Genomic DNA, 15,930 nt, shown 5'->3' with positions numbered 1-15,930 from the left:
TGTAGGAGCGGGCTTGTCCCGCGATCGGGCGCGCAGCGGCCGTAAAACTGACACAGAGGTTTTTCAGGAAGACTTCGGTCGCCTGGTTGCACGGCCGCTGCGCGCCCGATCGCGGGACAAGCCCGCTCCTACAGGAATCGCGTCAGTTGCGGATTTGCATTGGCCTTGCCCGCGAAACGGCCGGAACTGGCACAATACCGCCCATGGACAGACTCCCCACCTGCTGCACCCCACTCCAGCATCACTGGCCCCTGCCCCAGCCCCTTCCCGGCGCGGTGCTGGTCAGTTGCGCCTTCGACCCCAAGCGCCTGGCCGCCGACGATTTCCAGCGCGCCGGCATCGCACAGAGCCCCAGCCTGCAGCGCTCGGTGGCCAAGCGTCAGGCCGAGTACCTGGCCGGCCGAGTCTGTGCCCGTGAGGCGCTGCAACTCCTGGACGGCCGCGACTATGTTCCGGGCAGCCACGAAGACCGCTCACCGGTCTGGCCCGCCGGCATCCGAGGTTCGATCACCCATGGCCAGGGCTGGGCCGCTGCCGTGGTCGCCCACGAAGGCGCCTGCAAAGGTATCGGCCTTGACCAGGAGAGCCTGCTCGACGACGAACGCGCCGAGCGCCTGGCGGGCGAGATCCTCACCGCCGACGAGCTGCAGCGCCTGGACCGCTCAACGATCGGCCTGGGTGTGACCCTGACCTTCTCGCTCAAGGAAAGCCTGTTCAAGGCCCTCTACCCCCTGACCCTCAAGCGCTTCTACTTCGAACACGCCGAAGTGCTGGAGTGGGACGCCACAGGCCACGCACGCCTGCGCCTGCTCACCGACCTGTCGAGCGAGTGGCACCATGGCCGCGAACTCGACGGCCAGTTCTGCCTGCAGGACGGCCACCTGCTCAGCCTGATCAGCGCCTGAGCCTCACCCCGGCGCCTGCTGTCGTGGCCAGTTCAGGCTGAAGCAGGCGCCACCCAGCGCCTCGCTGCGCCCCACCTGCGCCCGCCCACCGTGCCAGTAGATGATCCGCCGCACGATCGACAGGCCCAGGCCATGCCCTCCCGAGGCACGGGTACGGCTGTCATCCAGGCGGGTGAAGGGGGTGAAGATGCGGTCCCAGACGCCTTCGGGAATCCCTGGGCCGTCGTCCTCCACTTCGATGCGGCAACGTTGCTGGCCAAGCTGAAAGCTCAGGCGCACCTCGGACTCGGCATGGCGCATGGCATTGCTCACCAGGTTCTGCAACGCCCGATGCAGGTAGCGCGGTTCGGCCTCGACCCAGGCCTGATGGTCTTCCCCCAGCTGGCAGGTCCCGCGGGTCACCCGAACATCCGCACGCAGCGGTGCCAGTTCGTCGATCACCCGATCCAGCAGGCTGTCCAGCTCGATGCGCTGGAACTTCAGGGCCGGCGCGCCCTGCTCCAGGCGCGCGTAGGTCAGCATCTCGTCGACCAGTCGGTCCAGGTCCTGGATATCGCTGTCCATGCCCGCCAGGTGCTTGCTCCGCGCCTGCTCGGTGCTGGCGCTCTCGATCATCTCAAGGCCGAAGCGCAAGCGCGCCACCGGTGTGCGCAACTCGTGGGACACCGCCCGCACCAGCTCACGCTGCATGCTCAGCGAGCGCTGCAAGTGCTCGGCCATGCCATTGAACGCCGCTGCCAGGCGCCCGACCGAGTCCGCATCACCGGCCGGCACGCGGGTTTCCAGGCTGCCCTGGGCGATGCGCGAGGCCGCCATCTCCAACCCCGAAACACGGCGCTCGAGCTGGCGCACCAACAGGTACACCACCAACCCGATCAGGCACAGGCCGAGAAAGGCGATCAGGATCAACAGCTGCGGCGGATAAGGATTGAGCTGATACAGCGGGCCGATTTCCAGCACCCACGGCGAGCCGGACAAACCGGCAAACACGCGGATCGAGTCACCATCGCGGCCCAGCGCCATCACCGTGTCGCCTTCCTCGACCCGGCGCCGCTGGTCGTCGTCCAGCCCTACCCGCTCGATCCGCTGCAGGGCGATGTCGAAACCGAACCCCTTGCTCTGCCTGATCTGCGCCAACCGCTGCTGCTGCTCGGTCACCGGGTAGCGCACCAGCTCGTCGGCCAGCAGATAAAGGGTGGCACGGGCCAACTGCTCGCTGACCTGCTTGACCTGCGCGACCAGCACCACATCCTCGTGCGCCACCTGGCGCAAGACCTTGGCCGCATGCGGACCGGTCTTCTCCACCACCACCAGGCCGCGCGCCAGACGGCTGCGCTGCCCGGCATCGAGGGTCTGCATCGACAGCGGCGCCAGGTCCAGCGGCACCCCGAGCAAGCGCTCCCAGATCACCAGCGACCGCTTGCGCTCGACCTCGTTCTGCAGCGCCAGGTTGTCCGCCATCAGGCTGAAGGTGCCTTGCGCCAGGCCCTCACGATGCTGGCCTGCGCGCACCTCGTTGACCAGGTGCAGGCTCAGCACGCCCAGCACCGCGACCAGCACCAGCACCACGAGCATGCCGCCATAGATGCGCAGGAAGATCGAATTCATGGGCTGGCATCGCCGACGAACAGGTAGCCCTTGCTGCGCAGGGTCTTGATCAGCCGCGGGTGGATCGGGTCGTCACCGATCTTGGGGCGAATCTTGGAGATGCGCACATCGATGGAGCGATCCTGGCCGTCGTAACCCACCCCGCGCAACGAGGTGGAGATCTGCTCGCGCGACAGCACCCGCCCGGCGTTGCTGGCCAGCAACCAGAGCAGGTCGAACTCGGCGCCGGTCAGGTCGATCGGCTGCTCGCCCAGCCAGGCCTCGCGCAGGCGGTTGTCGATGCGCAGCGGGCCGAAGCTCAGGTCATGTCCCTTGCCCTGCGGCGCCTCGCTGCGCCGCAGCAGGGCGTTGATGCGCGCCAGCAACAGGCGTGGGCGCACCGGTTTGCAGATATAGTCGTCAGCCCCCAGGTCCAGCCCCTGGATCTGGTCGAGTTCATCGCTGCGCGCGGTGAGCATGAGAATGGGGTTGGGGAACTGCCCGCGCACCCGCCGGCAGATGCTCAGGCCATCCTCGCCGGGAAGCATCAGGTCGAGGATCACCAGATCAGGCTGGCTGTCGATGATGCGCCGCACCGCCCGCCCGCCATCGCCCTCGACCGCCACCTCGAAGCCGTTGGCCTGCAGGTATTCGGCGGTGAGATCGGCCAGGCGCTGGTCGTCCTCGACGATCAGGATACGGTTGTTGGGCTGGTCCATCGCCGGTCACCTCTGTTCATGATCTTGTTGGCGGTGCGCTATCGTGGGGGCAGGCTTGCCCCGCGACGGGGCAACTGCCGCCCTTCACCAAAGGGCAACATATCCCTCGGATACTACGTCCCGCCCCAGGCACTGCCAACCACGCGAAAAATTCTGTCACAGGCCTGAAACCGGCAAAAACCTCTTGCGACAAGGCCTACAGCGAATACCCACCTTTCACACACAAAGTACCCACAAGTTATCCACAGCAGCTCGCCTTGCAAAGACCCCAATACCGCATTATCTTGTATCCCCATTGCAGCGAACCACTACATGTTGTGGCTTCGACCCAAATCACAAACACAAGTCCAGGCAGAAACTCAAGCGATTTTTCTGCCGGAACTTACAGTGATTTCAGCAGCCAAACCGCTCCTGCGGAGGCGCGACCGAGGCAAGCCCTCCAGGGCCTTGTTCGGGTATGGGTGTTGCAGGCATCGCCTGACACCCGACAGCAACAGTTTTTGGGCGTGACCCAGAATCTTTGACTTCGGCCAGGGAGCGGCAAGTGATTGCCCCTTATTCCTGAGTCTGTCCCGAAGTCGGTAAGCCCGAGCGGGCGGATGCACGTGCGCGTGGCATCCCCCGCCCGGGCCGGTCGAACTGATGGATGGAACGGTGGGCGCCCAAAAGGCGCCCGAACAATATAGAAACTGTGGAGACACCCATGCAAACCGACACAACTCGCGAGAACCCGCAGGCCAAGGCGCCGCAGGCCGCCGATTCGAACCAGGATCTGGCTGCGACCGCTCCGGGCCAGCTGCGCGTGATCAAGCGCAACGGCACTGTCGTCCCCTACACCGACGACAAGATCACCGTTGCCATCACCAAGGCGTTTCTTGCAGTTGAAGGTGGCACCGCCGCCGCCTCGTCGCGCATCCACGACACCGTCGCGCGCCTGACCGAGCAGGTCACTGCCACGTTCAAGCGCCGCATGCCGTCGGGTGGCACCATCCACATCGAAGAGATCCAGGATCAGGTCGAACTGGCCCTGATGCGCGCCGGCGAGCAGAAAGTCGCCCGCGACTACGTGATCTACCGCGACCAGCGCGCTAAAGAGCGCGCCACCCGCGCCCACACCGACGCCGTGGTCGAGCCGCACCCAAGCATTCGCATCACCCTGGCCGACGGCAGCCTGGCGCCGCTGGACATGGCACGCCTGAACACCATCATCAGCGAAGCCTGCGAAGGCCTGGCCGAAGTCGATGGCGACCTGATCCAGCGCGACACCCTGAAGAACCTCTACGACGGCGTGGCCATCAAGGACGTCAACACCGCCCTGGTGATGACCGCCCGTACCCTGGTCGAGCGCGAGCCGAACTACTCGTTCGTCACCGCCCGCCTGCTGATGGACACCCTGCGTGCCGAAGGCCTGGGCTTCCTGGGCGTGGCCGACAGCGCCACCCACCACGAAATGGCCGAGCTGTACGCCAAGGCCCTGCCGGCCTATGTCGAGAAAGGCGTCGAGTTCGAGCTGCTCGACCCTGCACTGAAAGGCTACGACCTGGAGCGCCTGGGCAAGGCCATCAATCACGAGCGTGACCAGCAGTTCACCTACCTGGGCCTGCAGACCCTCTACGACCGTTACTTCATCCACAAGGATGGCGTGCGCTTCGAACTGCCGCAGGTGTTCTTCATGCGCGTCGCCATGGGCCTGGCGCTGCAGGAGAAAGACCGCGAAGCCCGCGCGATCGAGTTCTACAACCTGTTGTCGTCGTTCGACTACATGGCATCGACCCCGACCCTGTTCAACGCCGGCACCCTGCGTCCGCAGCTGTCCAGCTGCTACCTGACCACCGTTCCGGACGACCTGTCGGGCATCTACAAGGCCATCCACGACAACGCCATGCTGTCCAAGTTCGCTGGCGGCCTGGGCAACGACTGGACCCCGGTACGCGCCCTGGGCTCGTACATCAAGGGCACCAACGGCAAGTCGCAAGGCGTCGTGCCGTTCCTGAAAGTGGTCAACGACACCGCCGTTGCGGTCAACCAGGGCGGCAAGCGCAAGGGCGCGGTCTGCGCCTACCTGGAAACCTGGCACCTGGACATCGAGGAATTCCTCGAGCTGCGCAAGAACACCGGTGACGACCGTCGCCGCACCCACGACATGAACACCGCCAACTGGATCCCGGACCTGTTCATGAAGCGCGTCTTCGACGACGGCAAGTGGACCCTGTTCTCGCCAAGCGAAGTGCCTGATCTGCACGACCTGACCGGCAAGGCCTTCGAAGAGCGCTACGAGTACTACGAAGCCCTGACCGAGTACAACAAGATCAAGGTATTCAAGACCATCCAGGCCAAAGACCTGTGGCGCAAGATGCTGTCGATGCTGTTCGAGACCGGCCACCCATGGCTGACCTTCAAGGACCCGTGCAACCTGCGTTCGCCGCAGCAGCACGTGGGCGTGGTGCACAGCTCGAACCTGTGCACCGAGATCACCCTGAACACCAACGCCGACGAAATCGCCGTGTGCAACCTGGGTTCGATCAACCTGCCGAACCACATCGTCGATGGCAAGCTGGACACCGCGAAACTGGCGCGTACCGTCAAGACCGCCGTGCGCATGCTCGACAACGTGATCGACATCAACTACTACTCGGTGCCACAGGCGCAGAACTCGAACTTCAAGCACCGCCCGGTCGGCCTGGGGATCATGGGCTTCCAGGACGCGCTGTACCTGCAGCACATCCCGTACGGCTCGGACGCAGCCGTCGAGTTCGCCGACAAGTCGATGGAAGCGGTCAGCTACTACGCCATCCAGGCCTCGTGCGACCTGGCCGATGAGCGCGGCTCCTACGAGACCTTCCAGGGTTCGCTGTGGTCCAAGGGCATCCTGCCGCTGGATTCGCAACAGATCCTGATCGAAGCCCGTGGCGCCAAGTACATCGACGTCAACCTGGAAGAGTCGCTGGACTGGGCTCCGGTGCGCGAGCGTGTGCAGAAAGGCATCCGCAACTCGAACATCATGGCCATCGCGCCGACCGCAACCATCGCCAACATCACCGGCGTGTCGCAGTCGATCGAGCCGACGTACCAGAACCTGTACGTCAAATCGAACCTGTCGGGCGAGTTCACCGTGATCAACCCGTACCTGGTCCGCGACCTGAAGGCCCGCGGCCTGTGGGACTCGGTCATGATCAACGACCTGAAGTACTACGACGGTTCGGTGCAGCAGATCGAGCGTATCCCGCAAGAGCTGAAGGACCTGTACGCCACCGCGTTCGAAGTCGATACCAAGTGGATCGTCGATGCCGCCTCGCGTCGCCAGAAGTGGATCGACCAGGCCCAGTCGCTGAACCTGTACATCGCCGGCGCTTCGGGCAAGAAGCTGGACGTGACCTACCGTATGGCCTGGTACCGTGGTCTGAAGACCACCTACTACCTCCGTGCACTGGCCGCGACCAGCACCGAGAAGTCGACCATCAACACCGGCAAGCTCAACGCCGTCTCCAGCGGCGGCGACAGCGCCCCGGTCCAGGCCGCGGGCCCAGCCCCGGTACCGAAGGCCTGCGCCATCGACGAGCCGGATTGCGAAGCCTGCCAGTAAGGCTTGGCTGAGGCTTCCCCCGGGAAGCCTCAATTTTCTGTGCAACAGCACAGCACCCTGTAGGAGCGGGCTTGCCCGCGAAGAGGCCACCACCTCTCCCGCAGACAGACATAAAAAGCCGCCGCCCAGTGCCGCGGCCAGCCCTCAAAGGGCGCTTCCGATTTGCGTGCACCGCACCGCAACCAAGATCCACCGGCCATACTCCATAGATGGCCCTCAAGCAGGAGAACCTCACCATGCTGAGCTGGGACGAATTCGATAAGGAAGACGGCGAAGTCGCCGCCAAAACCAACACCCCTGCGCAGGCCAACGCCGCCGCGACCCTCGACAAGCTCGACAGCGCCGGCGGTGCCGCCGCCCTGGAAGCTCGCGCCGCCACCGCCAACGACTCCGACGCGGTCAAGCGCGCCAAGGCCGCGCTGGACGCCCTCGACGTCGCCGAAGGCCTGGCCGAACTCGAAGGCTCCTCGGCCCGCGTCGCGGTAGACGAGAAGCGCATGATCAACTGCCGCGCCGACCTCAACCAGCTCGTGCCTTTCAAGTACGACTGGGCCTGGCAGAAGTACCTCGACGGCTGCGCCAACCACTGGATGCCGCAAGAGGTCAACATGACTGCCGACATCGCCCTGTGGAAGAGCATGGACGGCCTGACCGAAGACGAGCGCCGCATCGTGATGCGCAACCTCGGCTTCTTCTCCACCGCCGACTCGCTGGTTGCCAACAACCTGGCCCTGGCCGTGTACCGCCTGATCACCAACCCCGAGTGCCGCCAGTACATCCTGCGCCAGGCCTTCGAGGAGGCGATCCACACCCACGCCTACCAGTACTGCATCGAGTCGCTGGGCATGGATGAAGGCGAGATCTTCAACATGTACCACGAGATCCCGTCGGTCGCGAAGAAAGCCGCCTGGGGCCTGAAGTACACCCGCGCCATCTCGGATCCGGAGTTCAACACCGGCACCGTCGAAACCGACAAAGAGCTGCTGCGCAACCTGATCGCCTACTACTGCGTACTGGAAGGCATCTTCTTCTACTGCGGCTTCACCCAGATCCTGTCCATGGGCCGCCGCAACAAGATGACCGGCGTCGCCGAGCAGTTCCAGTACATCCTGCGCGACGAGTCGATGCACCTGAACTTCGGTATCGACGTGATCAACCAGATCAAGATCGAGAACCCGCACCTGTGGGATGCGGCGATGAAGGAAGAAGCGACCCAGATGATCCTGCAAGGGACCCAGCTGGAGATCGAATACGCCCGCGACACCATGCCTCGCGGCGTGCTGGGGATGAACGCAGCGATGATGGAGGATTACCTCAAGTTCATCGCTAACCGTCGCCTGACCCAGATTGGTCTGAAGGAAGAGTACCCGGGGACTACCAACCCGTTCCCTTGGATGAGCGAGATCATGGACTTGAAGAAGGAGAAGAACTTCTTTGAGACTCGCGTGATTGAGTATCAGACCGGTGGGGCGTTGAGCTGGGACTAAACGAAAAGGCTGCCGAGAGGCGGCCTTTTTTATTTTATCGACATGTGATAAGGACATTAACATGAACACTATAACGCTAGACATCGACACGACAAAGCTTGAAAGCTCAGCTGCACTCATAGCCGCAGCTGAAACCGAAGACGAATTAGGAAGCGTCCTCCGCTTTCATTTAGTGACCGAAAGCCTTTTATCCTTCTATATAAATGAAAGAAACAAGGGAGAGCTTTCAAAATACGCCAAGGAACCAAACAATTTTGGCGGAAAGCTCGGGTTAGCCACTGCTTTCGGACTTCCAATACCTCTAGCCCGCATTGCTCACCAAATTAATATAATTAGAAACAAGCTTGCGCACGAACCTCAATCATCTATTAACGATGGTGACTTAGGCGAGCTAGTTCGCAATGTCAATCGACTAAAAGAAATCGAACCAGACTTTACTCCAGTTGAAAAACGTTACCTGGAGCTGAGCATTAAAAACCCTGGCGAAAAATTATTATTTGGAAAGCATGGCAATAGAATAGACTTTTTACTAGCCGCCTTTACCTTTTACTCAGTAGCGCCAAAATACTTATTATTAGATATTGCATCTAGACGCGCGTCAGAAAGACCACTATAGATCAATAATTTCAGAAACCTCCTACATATAAAATAATTGAACATTTCAACCCCTGCGTTTAACTTATCTCGCGGCGCCTAAGAAACGCTCCACGTAGCGGTCGATCCGCTCCCGATAGATGCGGCATTTTTTTGCCTGTGGTTTAATCCTGCGCGCAGAAAATACGTGTTATGTCGGGAGCGGACTAATACAAGACCCGTAAGGGGAATACGTCCGGTCCGCTACGTGGGATTTCTTAGCTCCCGACACCTAGCCCTAAGAAAGCTGAAATCACGTAGAGGTAAAGGAAATGCCTATCAAGACGAGCGTTCGCAAGCCTTTCGCGTATGCGTCCAGCCTGTTCCACCCCCTCAGGATCCTGGAGGCCAGCCATGACTGACCTCCACTCCCCCACCCTCTTCACCCGCCACAACCGTCACCTCCACACCCTCTGGCTCGAATCCCAAGCCTGGTTCTGCGCCCACGAACTCGGTCGGATGACCGGGCGTTTCTTCGATGAGCACTGTACCCGCAAGCTCGACCCGGACCAGTACCGCACCGTGCAATTGCTGCGCTACGGCCAGTATCAGGAAACCACCATGGTCAGTGAGTCCGGGGCCTACACCCTGCTGGCCCATCATCACATTCCGGAGAATCGCCACCTGCGGCTCTGGCTGACCCACGAGGTGGTGGCAGTGCTGCGTGATGGGCAGATGAATGGGGGTGAAGCGCCGCGACTGGGGCAGATGTGCTGGCCTGGCGGGAGAACGGCGACGTTGCTGTATTGGCAGAGCGAGCCCTGGATGAAGATGCGGGATATGCCGGTGGTGCTGGCTGGGGATGGGGCTGGGGTGGTGCACAAGCGCAGGATGAGCTGGAAGGAATGCGCCCAGCGGGCTTTGCGGTTGCATGGGGTTTAGCTGAGCCAGGGCCATTTTACAAATGCCTGATTACTCGCTGCACCACTTGCGGAAACGGGCTTGTTGGGGCGCCGCCGCGAACACCTGCGAAGTCGATGCCGACCTGCGCGGTGCCTGCTTCGCGGGCAAGCCCGCTCCCACAGGTTGGTGCTGGGACGGCCTTGCCGACAGACTCAGCGAAGCAAAGCGATGTTTTCATCAATACGACCTTGCACGGTGCGCAGGGTGTCCTGGCTGATCATTTGCGGATAGCTGGCTTGGGCCATATCTGTGAAGCGAGCAGCAACCGCGCAAATGCGGTCGATGATGTCGCCTGCTGTATCCGCGCCAATCTCAGCCTCGTTCGCCAAGGCAAGCATTTGCCGACGACCGATATCCAGCGCTTCCCCCATCACATCCATCTGGTGATATCCGCCCGGCCCTTCGCAGAACGTCACGTCATATGCCGGCGCCAACGTCCACTCTCCGGTGCGCGACATGAGGTAGGCAAAGTTCTTGGGATGATCGTCGCGGTTATTGAAGGCAACGTTGAAAACAGCACGCTCGAACGCACGCGCCTTCTCACGTACATCATTGGTGCACAGATGCGTGGCGCGTAGAAAGTTGACGTAGTCCAGAGCTCCGGGAGATCTGAAGTCTGCCCCCGTAAATGCAGCAAGGCTTTGCATGGGGACACGCAGGTCGCCCTGGCGATCAAAGCGTTTACTGGCAAAAGCGGCCTGTCCGTCCGGCAAGTTGAAATGCTGGGTATCCGGTGTCTGGATGCCGCACAACCTGAGGCATTGGGCATAGACCATCTCAATGGCGCAGACCTCCGGATGCTCCTCCCTGGCCGGAAACTTGATCAGCCAAGCCTCGAGCCCAGGCCTGGCCACTGTTGTAAACACGCCGCTGTGCGTATCACGATAAACCAGCGCCTTCGGCCTGGCACCTTGAGGAGAGCCACCGACCAAAAGAAGCTTGTGCAAAAACTCGCCGCCCTCACCCTTGAGCACGGATTGGACTTCTGCTGCCAGTAGCTCAAGGGGAATATGCTCGTTCACCTCTGGCCCTTGCGGCGCTACAGGCTCGAATGACATCGCGCCCATTGCGTTGTCGCCGATATAAGCCAGGCGTTGGAGCGGACCAATGCGTGCAGCATTGAGACCACGGCGCTTGAACAGTCGGTCCATCAGCAACATGCCCCAGCCATCGGGCAGGGCATCATAGACAGGCCCCGGCAAACCCGACTGATGCGCAGCGAAGCCCTTGCGCAAGGCCTCACCACGGAGTGGCAGCAGGTACGAAGACAACTCAAACCCGCGTTGCCTGGCTTCATTGCTGTACTCGAACACGATCTGCGGACGACCTCCCACGGCTGCCGTGGAGGCCAATGCGCCCCACAACCAGCGCTCGCCCCACCCTTCGTAGTACACGCGCACTTGTTCAGACATTGTCGCGCTTGCTCCTGATCCGTTGCCGCTTGGCGCCTTGCTCATAACGACGCAAGTCGTCAAGGCTCTCGAGCGCAGGCATGAACAACGCCTCCAGCTCCTTGCCGCGCCCGAGCACCATGGCGATTCGCACAAGATTTTCGAAGCCGACACTGCGTCCTGATTCGAGACTGGACACCGTATTCGTAGCAATACCTGCGCGTGCAGCCACCTCTGCCTGCGTCAGTTGCTGCGCCAGCCGCTCGCTGCGCAGACGCTCACAGAGTCGCTTGACGACTTCGCTTGGCTTGCTGAGGCTTAGATCCAACATACGACGCGCTGACTCCCACACATTCTGCGATGGGTCGATTATAGTTCTCTTCGATGATGGCCGCCTCACATAATTCCTAAAAAAAATGTCTTATCTGAAGTTAATTGACATAAAACCTAATTTTTAGAAGTTAACTATATCTTTTACGAAAGTTTTCATTCACAAACTCACCCGTCTTCCAGCAAGCTGGTTTGCATAATCCCGCTTGGCACCCAAGCCATCCCCCCTGTAGCGTTGCACCATCATCAAATCCACGAGCCAAGTAACCCCCATGGAAATCCGCCATTTCCGCTACTTCCTGAGTGTTGCCCAGCACGGTCACTTCACCCGTGCCGCTGAGCAGTTGGGCATCGCTCCGCCAACGCTGAGCCGGCAGATCCAGGACATGGAAAACGAGCTTGGCGTACGCCTGTTCCAGCGCAGCCAGCGGGCCGTGCGTCTCACCGCGGCGGGTGAAGCGCTGCGGGTCGAGGCGTTGCAGGCGGTGCGCCAGTTCGATGCTGCGCAACTCGGCGCGCAGCGGGCCGGGCGGGGCGATGTCGGGCGTATCGAACTGGGTTATGTGGCTTCTGCCGCGTACTCGGGGCTTTTGCAGCAGCAAGTGACGCACTTCAGTCAATCCTGCCCCGGCGTCCAGCTCAATATTCGCGAGGTCGCCATGATGGCCTCGCCCGAGCTGGTTCGTGATGGGCAGCTTGACCTCGCCTATGTACGAATGCCCATGGAACTGCCAGAAGAACTGAACGCCATTACGCTGCTGGAAGAAGGCTTCCTCCTCGCCCTGCCCTCCAGCTCCCGCCTCAACGAACTGCCGCAGATCAACGCCGCACGGCTGGCCGGGGAAACCTTCATCCTGCCCGAGCAGATCTCCGGCACCTTGGCGGTAGCCGCACAGGGAGGCTTCACCCCGCACCTGGGGCCGCAGCCCGGCAGCCTGGTGGCGGTGGTCGCTCTGGTCTCGCTGGGCCAGGGCATCGCGGTGGTGCCGGAGTCGATGGTGCGCAGGGTCAATCTGCCGCAGGTCAACTATCGCCCGATCGAAGATTGCCAGCCGCGCTCCTGCCTGGCCCTGCTGCATCGCCGTTTCGAAAAGGCGCCGACGGTGCAGCGCTATATCGAGATGCTGGGGCGCGTGCGCTAGGCTCTGTACGAAAAGCCTTGATACTCGATGATGCTGCGTTGAAAACAGCCTCGGAATGCTCATTTACAGCCCGTAAACTCCGCTTGCTCGGCTGTTATCGCCTTGCCTTACCACCGTCTCAAGACTTTTCACACAGCCCCTAGTGTGTCGCGAGCATGGGCATGTAGTCGTGTTTGACTACGGCCCGCTGGCACAACAATGCCTAAGGATTATTCGATCAAGTCAGCACGGTGCAGCCGACCTGTGCTGTAAAAAGAGGGCAGATCTATTTTTACCGTAGGCTCGAGTGAACATTACAACCTTCAGAGAACGATTCGAGTATCGCGTCTTTACACGGAACAGGCCCAAAATTTCCGCTTCATCAGCGAGCGTAACAAAAAATAAATGTGCCCCCTTTGAGTTGCTCCTCGACGTACTGGCGACATTATGTGCAATGAATAATCATAATATGGTTCGGTTATGTTTCATTGACCCTGAGTCGGCGACATACGCTTCCCAAGCGGCAGCGCCTTCCTTAGTATCAGTACAGCTTAACTCACATCACACATTCGGTAGAGGTTATTGATGCCTCAAGCTTGAGCAGCTATCTTCCGCTTGGAGTTCGTCTGGAAACGATTACCTGAAATTGGGGATTGATAAATATCCTCATCCAGAAACCTTAGCAAGGCCTTAAGACTCTTCTTGTCTCCTGGGAAGACAAGCTTCATTTGCCCGGCCTCATCATGAATTCCTATATCAATATCAAAGCCGGCAGCGGCATTACGTAACTCCTGTGGCGTACAAGCGTCGAGAATACCTTCTTGATTAATGAATGTGACCTTCTTGCGTATCCAGTTATCAATATTCGCATCAAGCCAGGCGGAGTCAAAGCCATGAAATTTATCAAGGTTAAAGAAACTTTCCACCTCCTCCTTAGTGCTCTCATGATAATACGCATCCATGTCAAAAAGCCGCCGAGCATTATGAAGGCTAACGAATCTAAGCTCGGTAGGAGAATTATCAGCAACACGTTGAGTAAGTATTGCGGTTGGCTTATTGTCTAATGCAATACCTATCCCATCTAGTCGACGAAAGGTGTTTCTGTCATAAAAAATTGAAAACCTTCCCGTGGCTATTGCTTGACGCTTGTCGAAAGCTTGGACAACTACTGTCGTAAGTCCATTTTCAGTGAAGCCTCCAAACAGTCCTTTGATTACACCCAGCCCCTGCTCCGAGGGCTGCCAAATGTCTGCGTTATCTGGCTCTCGCACAGCGGCAATCAGGCCGTCCAGATCATCGAAGCCATCTATCAGAAGTACCTCGTCGTCATCAGGTCGGTAGCGTGCATCAAAGGCAACGTCGGTTTTGTTGCTAATGAATGCCTGAGTTTGCCGACGAAGCTCCACCTCGATATCTGTTTGAAGCTCGCCACTCGTAACAACTCTAAGAATACGCGGCGTTGTGCCTAGCAAAACAAAAAGATCCATCCGTTGGCTCCTAAAATGACTCAAGCACTGTGTGCGACGTAATGTAACTTACCTTACCAACATCTGCTGGCTTACTGATTACCTTCTTCGTGACAAGCAAAAGGTTTCCGCCATTATTTAGCTGAACCTCATAGAACTTATACCCGCAAATTGCTAGAACTGGGTTCGCGTAGAAAGACTTAGACACCCAGATGAAAACAAAGAACATTAACGCGAAAAAGGCGAACGTGAGCGGCTCAAGGAAATACTTCCCCCCACCAAGTACTGGCAGCATGTACGCCACAAAATATCCTGAAATCTCTTTATCGGCAGGCTTTATCGAAACTGCGGTGACGGTAGTTTTGTTCAATTTTGCGGATGAAGATATAATTATCTGATGACAAGTCGCACAAAGCGACAACGAACAAAATAGTGTAAATAGCGACCATAGCTTCTGGTCAAGGCTTTGATAAAGCAAGAATGAGAGCGTCAAACCGATGGGCGCAATCGTTGTTACTACAAGCGCGAATTTCATGAGGATGCTAAGCATAATCAGCCCTTCCACCGCCGTGCGCGAACGCGCCAGCGACTCTGTTGGATAGAGCTAGCATAGTAAAGCTTTTTACTGGATATCCATACAGCATTTAGCCATCCTTTGCCTTTTCCGCTTAAGTACTTTTGCTTACTAGGACAGGGATGTCAAATAGCCACGCTCCAGTGCTTGCCTAACGGTATACTGAGGCCGGCGCATAGCGCATTTGCTGACGGTTGGGCGTAAGCGGCACTAATTCCCCCCGGGCTGCATGCGTCCTACGCGGCATAGGCAGACCAATTTGAACTCGGATCGGCTGATGCTGGGCGGTGAGCAATGTGACTTACATGTGTTCGCTTGAGCAGAACGGGATCGTCAGAGAGGTTTCGGGCATAGAAGTCATGCCGCGAATTATACTAAATCAGGTGACGAAACTAGGGCTCAAGACAGGATACAAACGGGTACACCACAGCCTGAAGCCTTTGAGTAAGCATTTCTGTTCCTGGACGTCAGGACAATGAATTCATCAGTGAAATCGGGCGAGGTTTAAACGCTCAGACTGCAAGCATTTGAGACAGAGGCAGACGCCGTTGCTTTCCAATACAAGATTTTACGTGGTTGCGCGCTGGTTGAGAAAAACGAGACGCGCGAAGTCGAACACCGCTATCTTGATATCGAGTCGACCTACGGGGAATCCGTCGATGAATGTTCAAACGTCAACGAGTAAGGGATAGACGTACACTTATTCGACTTTGGCGCCGGGTCGCATCATCGCCGGCAAGCTACAGAAGGAAATCGGGAGCATCGGAGATGCAGGTAAGCGCTTTGAACGTGGAGGTTCATGAAGCGCTTACCAACGGGCTACGTTGAGAAAAGCAACGCAGCCGGAGTTAACTTACTCTTGATTTATAAATACATCTTTTGTTCTTTTTGTAACTTGATCGGCAATAAACTCTGATAGCTTTTCATTAGAGGACAGCTTGGTTGCGCCAAGGCTATACTTCTTAATTAAAAATCTTAACTCTTCCTTATTAAACTCTGCGAGCTCTTTTTCGATCTCACTTTTCTTCTTATCTTTGAACGAGTCGAAAATATTTAGACCCTCAACCTCCGGCCGGACCACCTCCTTTTCTTTTTGTTCCTTTTGATTTTTCTCATAAAATGGCCTCAATAAGCCGAGAAGAATTTCTGGATTTTCCTCAATCGCCCCACCGATTTCAGAAAGTACCTTCCCAAATATTTCTATATCTTTTCTGCTTATGTTTTTCATATA

General features: G+C 58.5%; 13 protein-coding genes. 7 read left to right on the top strand and 6 right to left on the bottom strand.

The genetic code is table 11. The annotated features are described in order from the left end of the window. Positions 1–203 precede the first annotated feature (203 nt). Positions 204–905 carry a 4'-phosphopantetheinyl transferase family protein gene (locus ACPZMI_RS03775; protein WP_426351705.1) on the top strand — a complete coding sequence of 234 codons (702 nt, stop codon included), beginning with the start codon at positions 204–206 and terminating at the stop codon, positions 903–905. A gap of 3 nt (positions 906–908) precedes the next feature. On the opposite strand, the gene ACPZMI_RS03770 is transcribed toward ACPZMI_RS03775, so the two are convergent. Together ACPZMI_RS03770 and ACPZMI_RS03765 are read right to left on the bottom strand one after the other, a co-directional pair. Beyond that, positions 909–2,513: an ATP-binding protein gene (locus ACPZMI_RS03770; RefSeq protein ID WP_426351704.1), complete on the bottom strand. Its 1,605-nt coding sequence runs from the start codon at positions 2,511–2,513 to the stop codon at positions 909–911. Then, positions 2,510–3,211: a response regulator gene (locus ACPZMI_RS03765; RefSeq protein ID WP_186666977.1), complete on the bottom strand. Its 702-nt coding sequence runs from the start codon at positions 3,209–3,211 to the stop codon at positions 2,510–2,512. The genes ACPZMI_RS03770 and ACPZMI_RS03765 overlap by 4 nt, the downstream gene beginning before the upstream one ends. 703 nt (positions 3,212–3,914) lie before the next feature. Between ACPZMI_RS03765 and ACPZMI_RS03760 the strand changes: the two genes are divergently transcribed. From ACPZMI_RS03760 to ACPZMI_RS03745, 4 genes are all read left to right on the top strand, one after another. Then, positions 3,915–6,794, top strand: a complete 2,880-nt coding sequence (locus ACPZMI_RS03760) for a ribonucleoside-diphosphate reductase subunit alpha (protein WP_054892920.1) — start codon at positions 3,915–3,917, stop codon at positions 6,792–6,794. Between the two features lie 236 nt (positions 6,795–7,030). Further along, positions 7,031–8,281, top strand: coding sequence for a ribonucleotide-diphosphate reductase subunit beta (locus tag ACPZMI_RS03755; RefSeq protein WP_186666978.1), 1,251 nt, complete (start codon positions 7,031–7,033; stop codon positions 8,279–8,281). Between the two features lie 61 nt (positions 8,282–8,342). After that, positions 8,343–8,897 (top strand): hypothetical protein, encoded by a 555-nt coding sequence (locus tag ACPZMI_RS03750; RefSeq protein WP_288377776.1) that lies wholly within the window; start codon positions 8,343–8,345, stop codon positions 8,895–8,897. A gap of 371 nt (positions 8,898–9,268) precedes the next feature. Next, complete coding sequence (locus ACPZMI_RS03745; RefSeq protein ID WP_426351703.1) at positions 9,269–9,796, top strand: BRO-N domain-containing protein; 528 nt, start codon at positions 9,269–9,271, stop codon at positions 9,794–9,796. A gap of 173 nt (positions 9,797–9,969) precedes the next feature. On the opposite strand, the gene ACPZMI_RS03740 is transcribed toward ACPZMI_RS03745, so the two are convergent. Next, positions 9,970–11,229, bottom strand: coding sequence for a type II toxin-antitoxin system HipA family toxin (locus tag ACPZMI_RS03740; RefSeq protein WP_426351702.1), 1,260 nt, complete (start codon positions 11,227–11,229; stop codon positions 9,970–9,972). Next, the gene (locus tag ACPZMI_RS03735; protein ID WP_186708483.1) at positions 11,222–11,539 is read right to left on the bottom strand and encodes a helix-turn-helix domain-containing protein; all 318 of its coding nucleotides are present in this window, start codon (positions 11,537–11,539) and stop codon (positions 11,222–11,224) included. Before ACPZMI_RS03735 ends, ACPZMI_RS03740 begins: the two co-directional genes overlap by 8 nt. A gap of 271 nt (positions 11,540–11,810) precedes the next feature. Between ACPZMI_RS03735 and ACPZMI_RS03730 the strand changes: the two genes are divergently transcribed. Next, a complete protein-coding gene (locus tag ACPZMI_RS03730; protein ID WP_426351701.1) occupies positions 11,811–12,680 on the top strand; it encodes a LysR family transcriptional regulator in 870 nt (289 codons plus the stop codon). A 569-nt stretch (positions 12,681–13,249) separates the two neighbouring features. Here ACPZMI_RS03730 and ACPZMI_RS03725 read toward each other — a convergent pair. Further along, positions 13,250–14,146: a hypothetical protein gene (locus ACPZMI_RS03725; protein ID WP_426351700.1), complete on the bottom strand. Its 897-nt coding sequence runs from the start codon at positions 14,144–14,146 to the stop codon at positions 13,250–13,252. A 191-nt stretch (positions 14,147–14,337) separates the two neighbouring features. Between ACPZMI_RS03725 and ACPZMI_RS03720 the strand changes: the two genes are divergently transcribed. Then, the gene (locus ACPZMI_RS03720; RefSeq protein ID WP_426351699.1) at positions 14,338–14,523 is read left to right on the top strand and encodes a hypothetical protein; all 186 of its coding nucleotides are present in this window, start codon (positions 14,338–14,340) and stop codon (positions 14,521–14,523) included. Positions 14,524–15,552: 1,029 nt separating this feature from the next. On the opposite strand, the gene ACPZMI_RS03715 is transcribed toward ACPZMI_RS03720, so the two are convergent. Continuing rightward, positions 15,553–15,927, bottom strand: a complete 375-nt coding sequence (locus ACPZMI_RS03715; RefSeq protein WP_426351698.1) for a hypothetical protein — start codon at positions 15,925–15,927, stop codon at positions 15,553–15,555. Positions 15,928–15,930: the final 3 nt, after the last annotated feature.

It is taken from the genome of Pseudomonas wayambapalatensis, from assembly GCF_049942315.1.
Taxonomy (GTDB): domain Bacteria; phylum Pseudomonadota; class Gammaproteobacteria; order Pseudomonadales; family Pseudomonadaceae; genus Aquipseudomonas; species Aquipseudomonas wayambapalatensis.
The sequence above is the reverse complement of the archived record's forward strand: the minus strand, read 5'-3'. Positions and strand labels throughout refer to the sequence as shown.

What these genes read in the sequence shown, in the direction of transcription:
- ACPZMI_RS03735 (WP_186708483.1), bottom strand. Translation starts at nt 11,539, where the DNA reads ATGTTGGATCTAAGCCTCAGCAAGCCAAGCGAAGTCGTCAAGCGACTC.
- ACPZMI_RS03725 (WP_426351700.1), bottom strand. Translation starts at nt 14,146, where the DNA reads ATGGATCTTTTTGTTTTGCTAGGCACAACGCCGCGTATTCTTAGAGTT.
- ACPZMI_RS03750 (WP_288377776.1), top strand. Translation starts at nt 8,343, where the DNA reads ATGAACACTATAACGCTAGACATCGACACGACAAAGCTTGAAAGCTCA.
- ACPZMI_RS03765 (WP_186666977.1), bottom strand. Translation starts at nt 3,211, where the DNA reads ATGGACCAGCCCAACAACCGTATCCTGATCGTCGAGGACGACCAGCGC.
- ACPZMI_RS03775 (WP_426351705.1), top strand. Translation starts at nt 204, where the DNA reads ATGGACAGACTCCCCACCTGCTGCACCCCACTCCAGCATCACTGGCCC.
- ACPZMI_RS03730 (WP_426351701.1), top strand. Translation starts at nt 11,811, where the DNA reads ATGGAAATCCGCCATTTCCGCTACTTCCTGAGTGTTGCCCAGCACGGT.
- ACPZMI_RS03740 (WP_426351702.1), bottom strand. Translation starts at nt 11,229, where the DNA reads ATGTCTGAACAAGTGCGCGTGTACTACGAAGGGTGGGGCGAGCGCTGG.
- ACPZMI_RS03760 (WP_054892920.1), top strand. Translation starts at nt 3,915, where the DNA reads ATGCAAACCGACACAACTCGCGAGAACCCGCAGGCCAAGGCGCCGCAG.
- ACPZMI_RS03770 (WP_426351704.1), bottom strand. Translation starts at nt 2,513, where the DNA reads ATGAATTCGATCTTCCTGCGCATCTATGGCGGCATGCTCGTGGTGCTG.
- ACPZMI_RS03720 (WP_426351699.1), top strand. Translation starts at nt 14,338, where the DNA reads ATGAAAACAAAGAACATTAACGCGAAAAAGGCGAACGTGAGCGGCTCA.
- ACPZMI_RS03745 (WP_426351703.1), top strand. Translation starts at nt 9,269, where the DNA reads ATGACTGACCTCCACTCCCCCACCCTCTTCACCCGCCACAACCGTCAC.
- ACPZMI_RS03715 (WP_426351698.1), bottom strand. Translation starts at nt 15,927, where the DNA reads ATGAAAAACATAAGCAGAAAAGATATAGAAATATTTGGGAAGGTACTT.
- ACPZMI_RS03755 (WP_186666978.1), top strand. Translation starts at nt 7,031, where the DNA reads ATGCTGAGCTGGGACGAATTCGATAAGGAAGACGGCGAAGTCGCCGCC.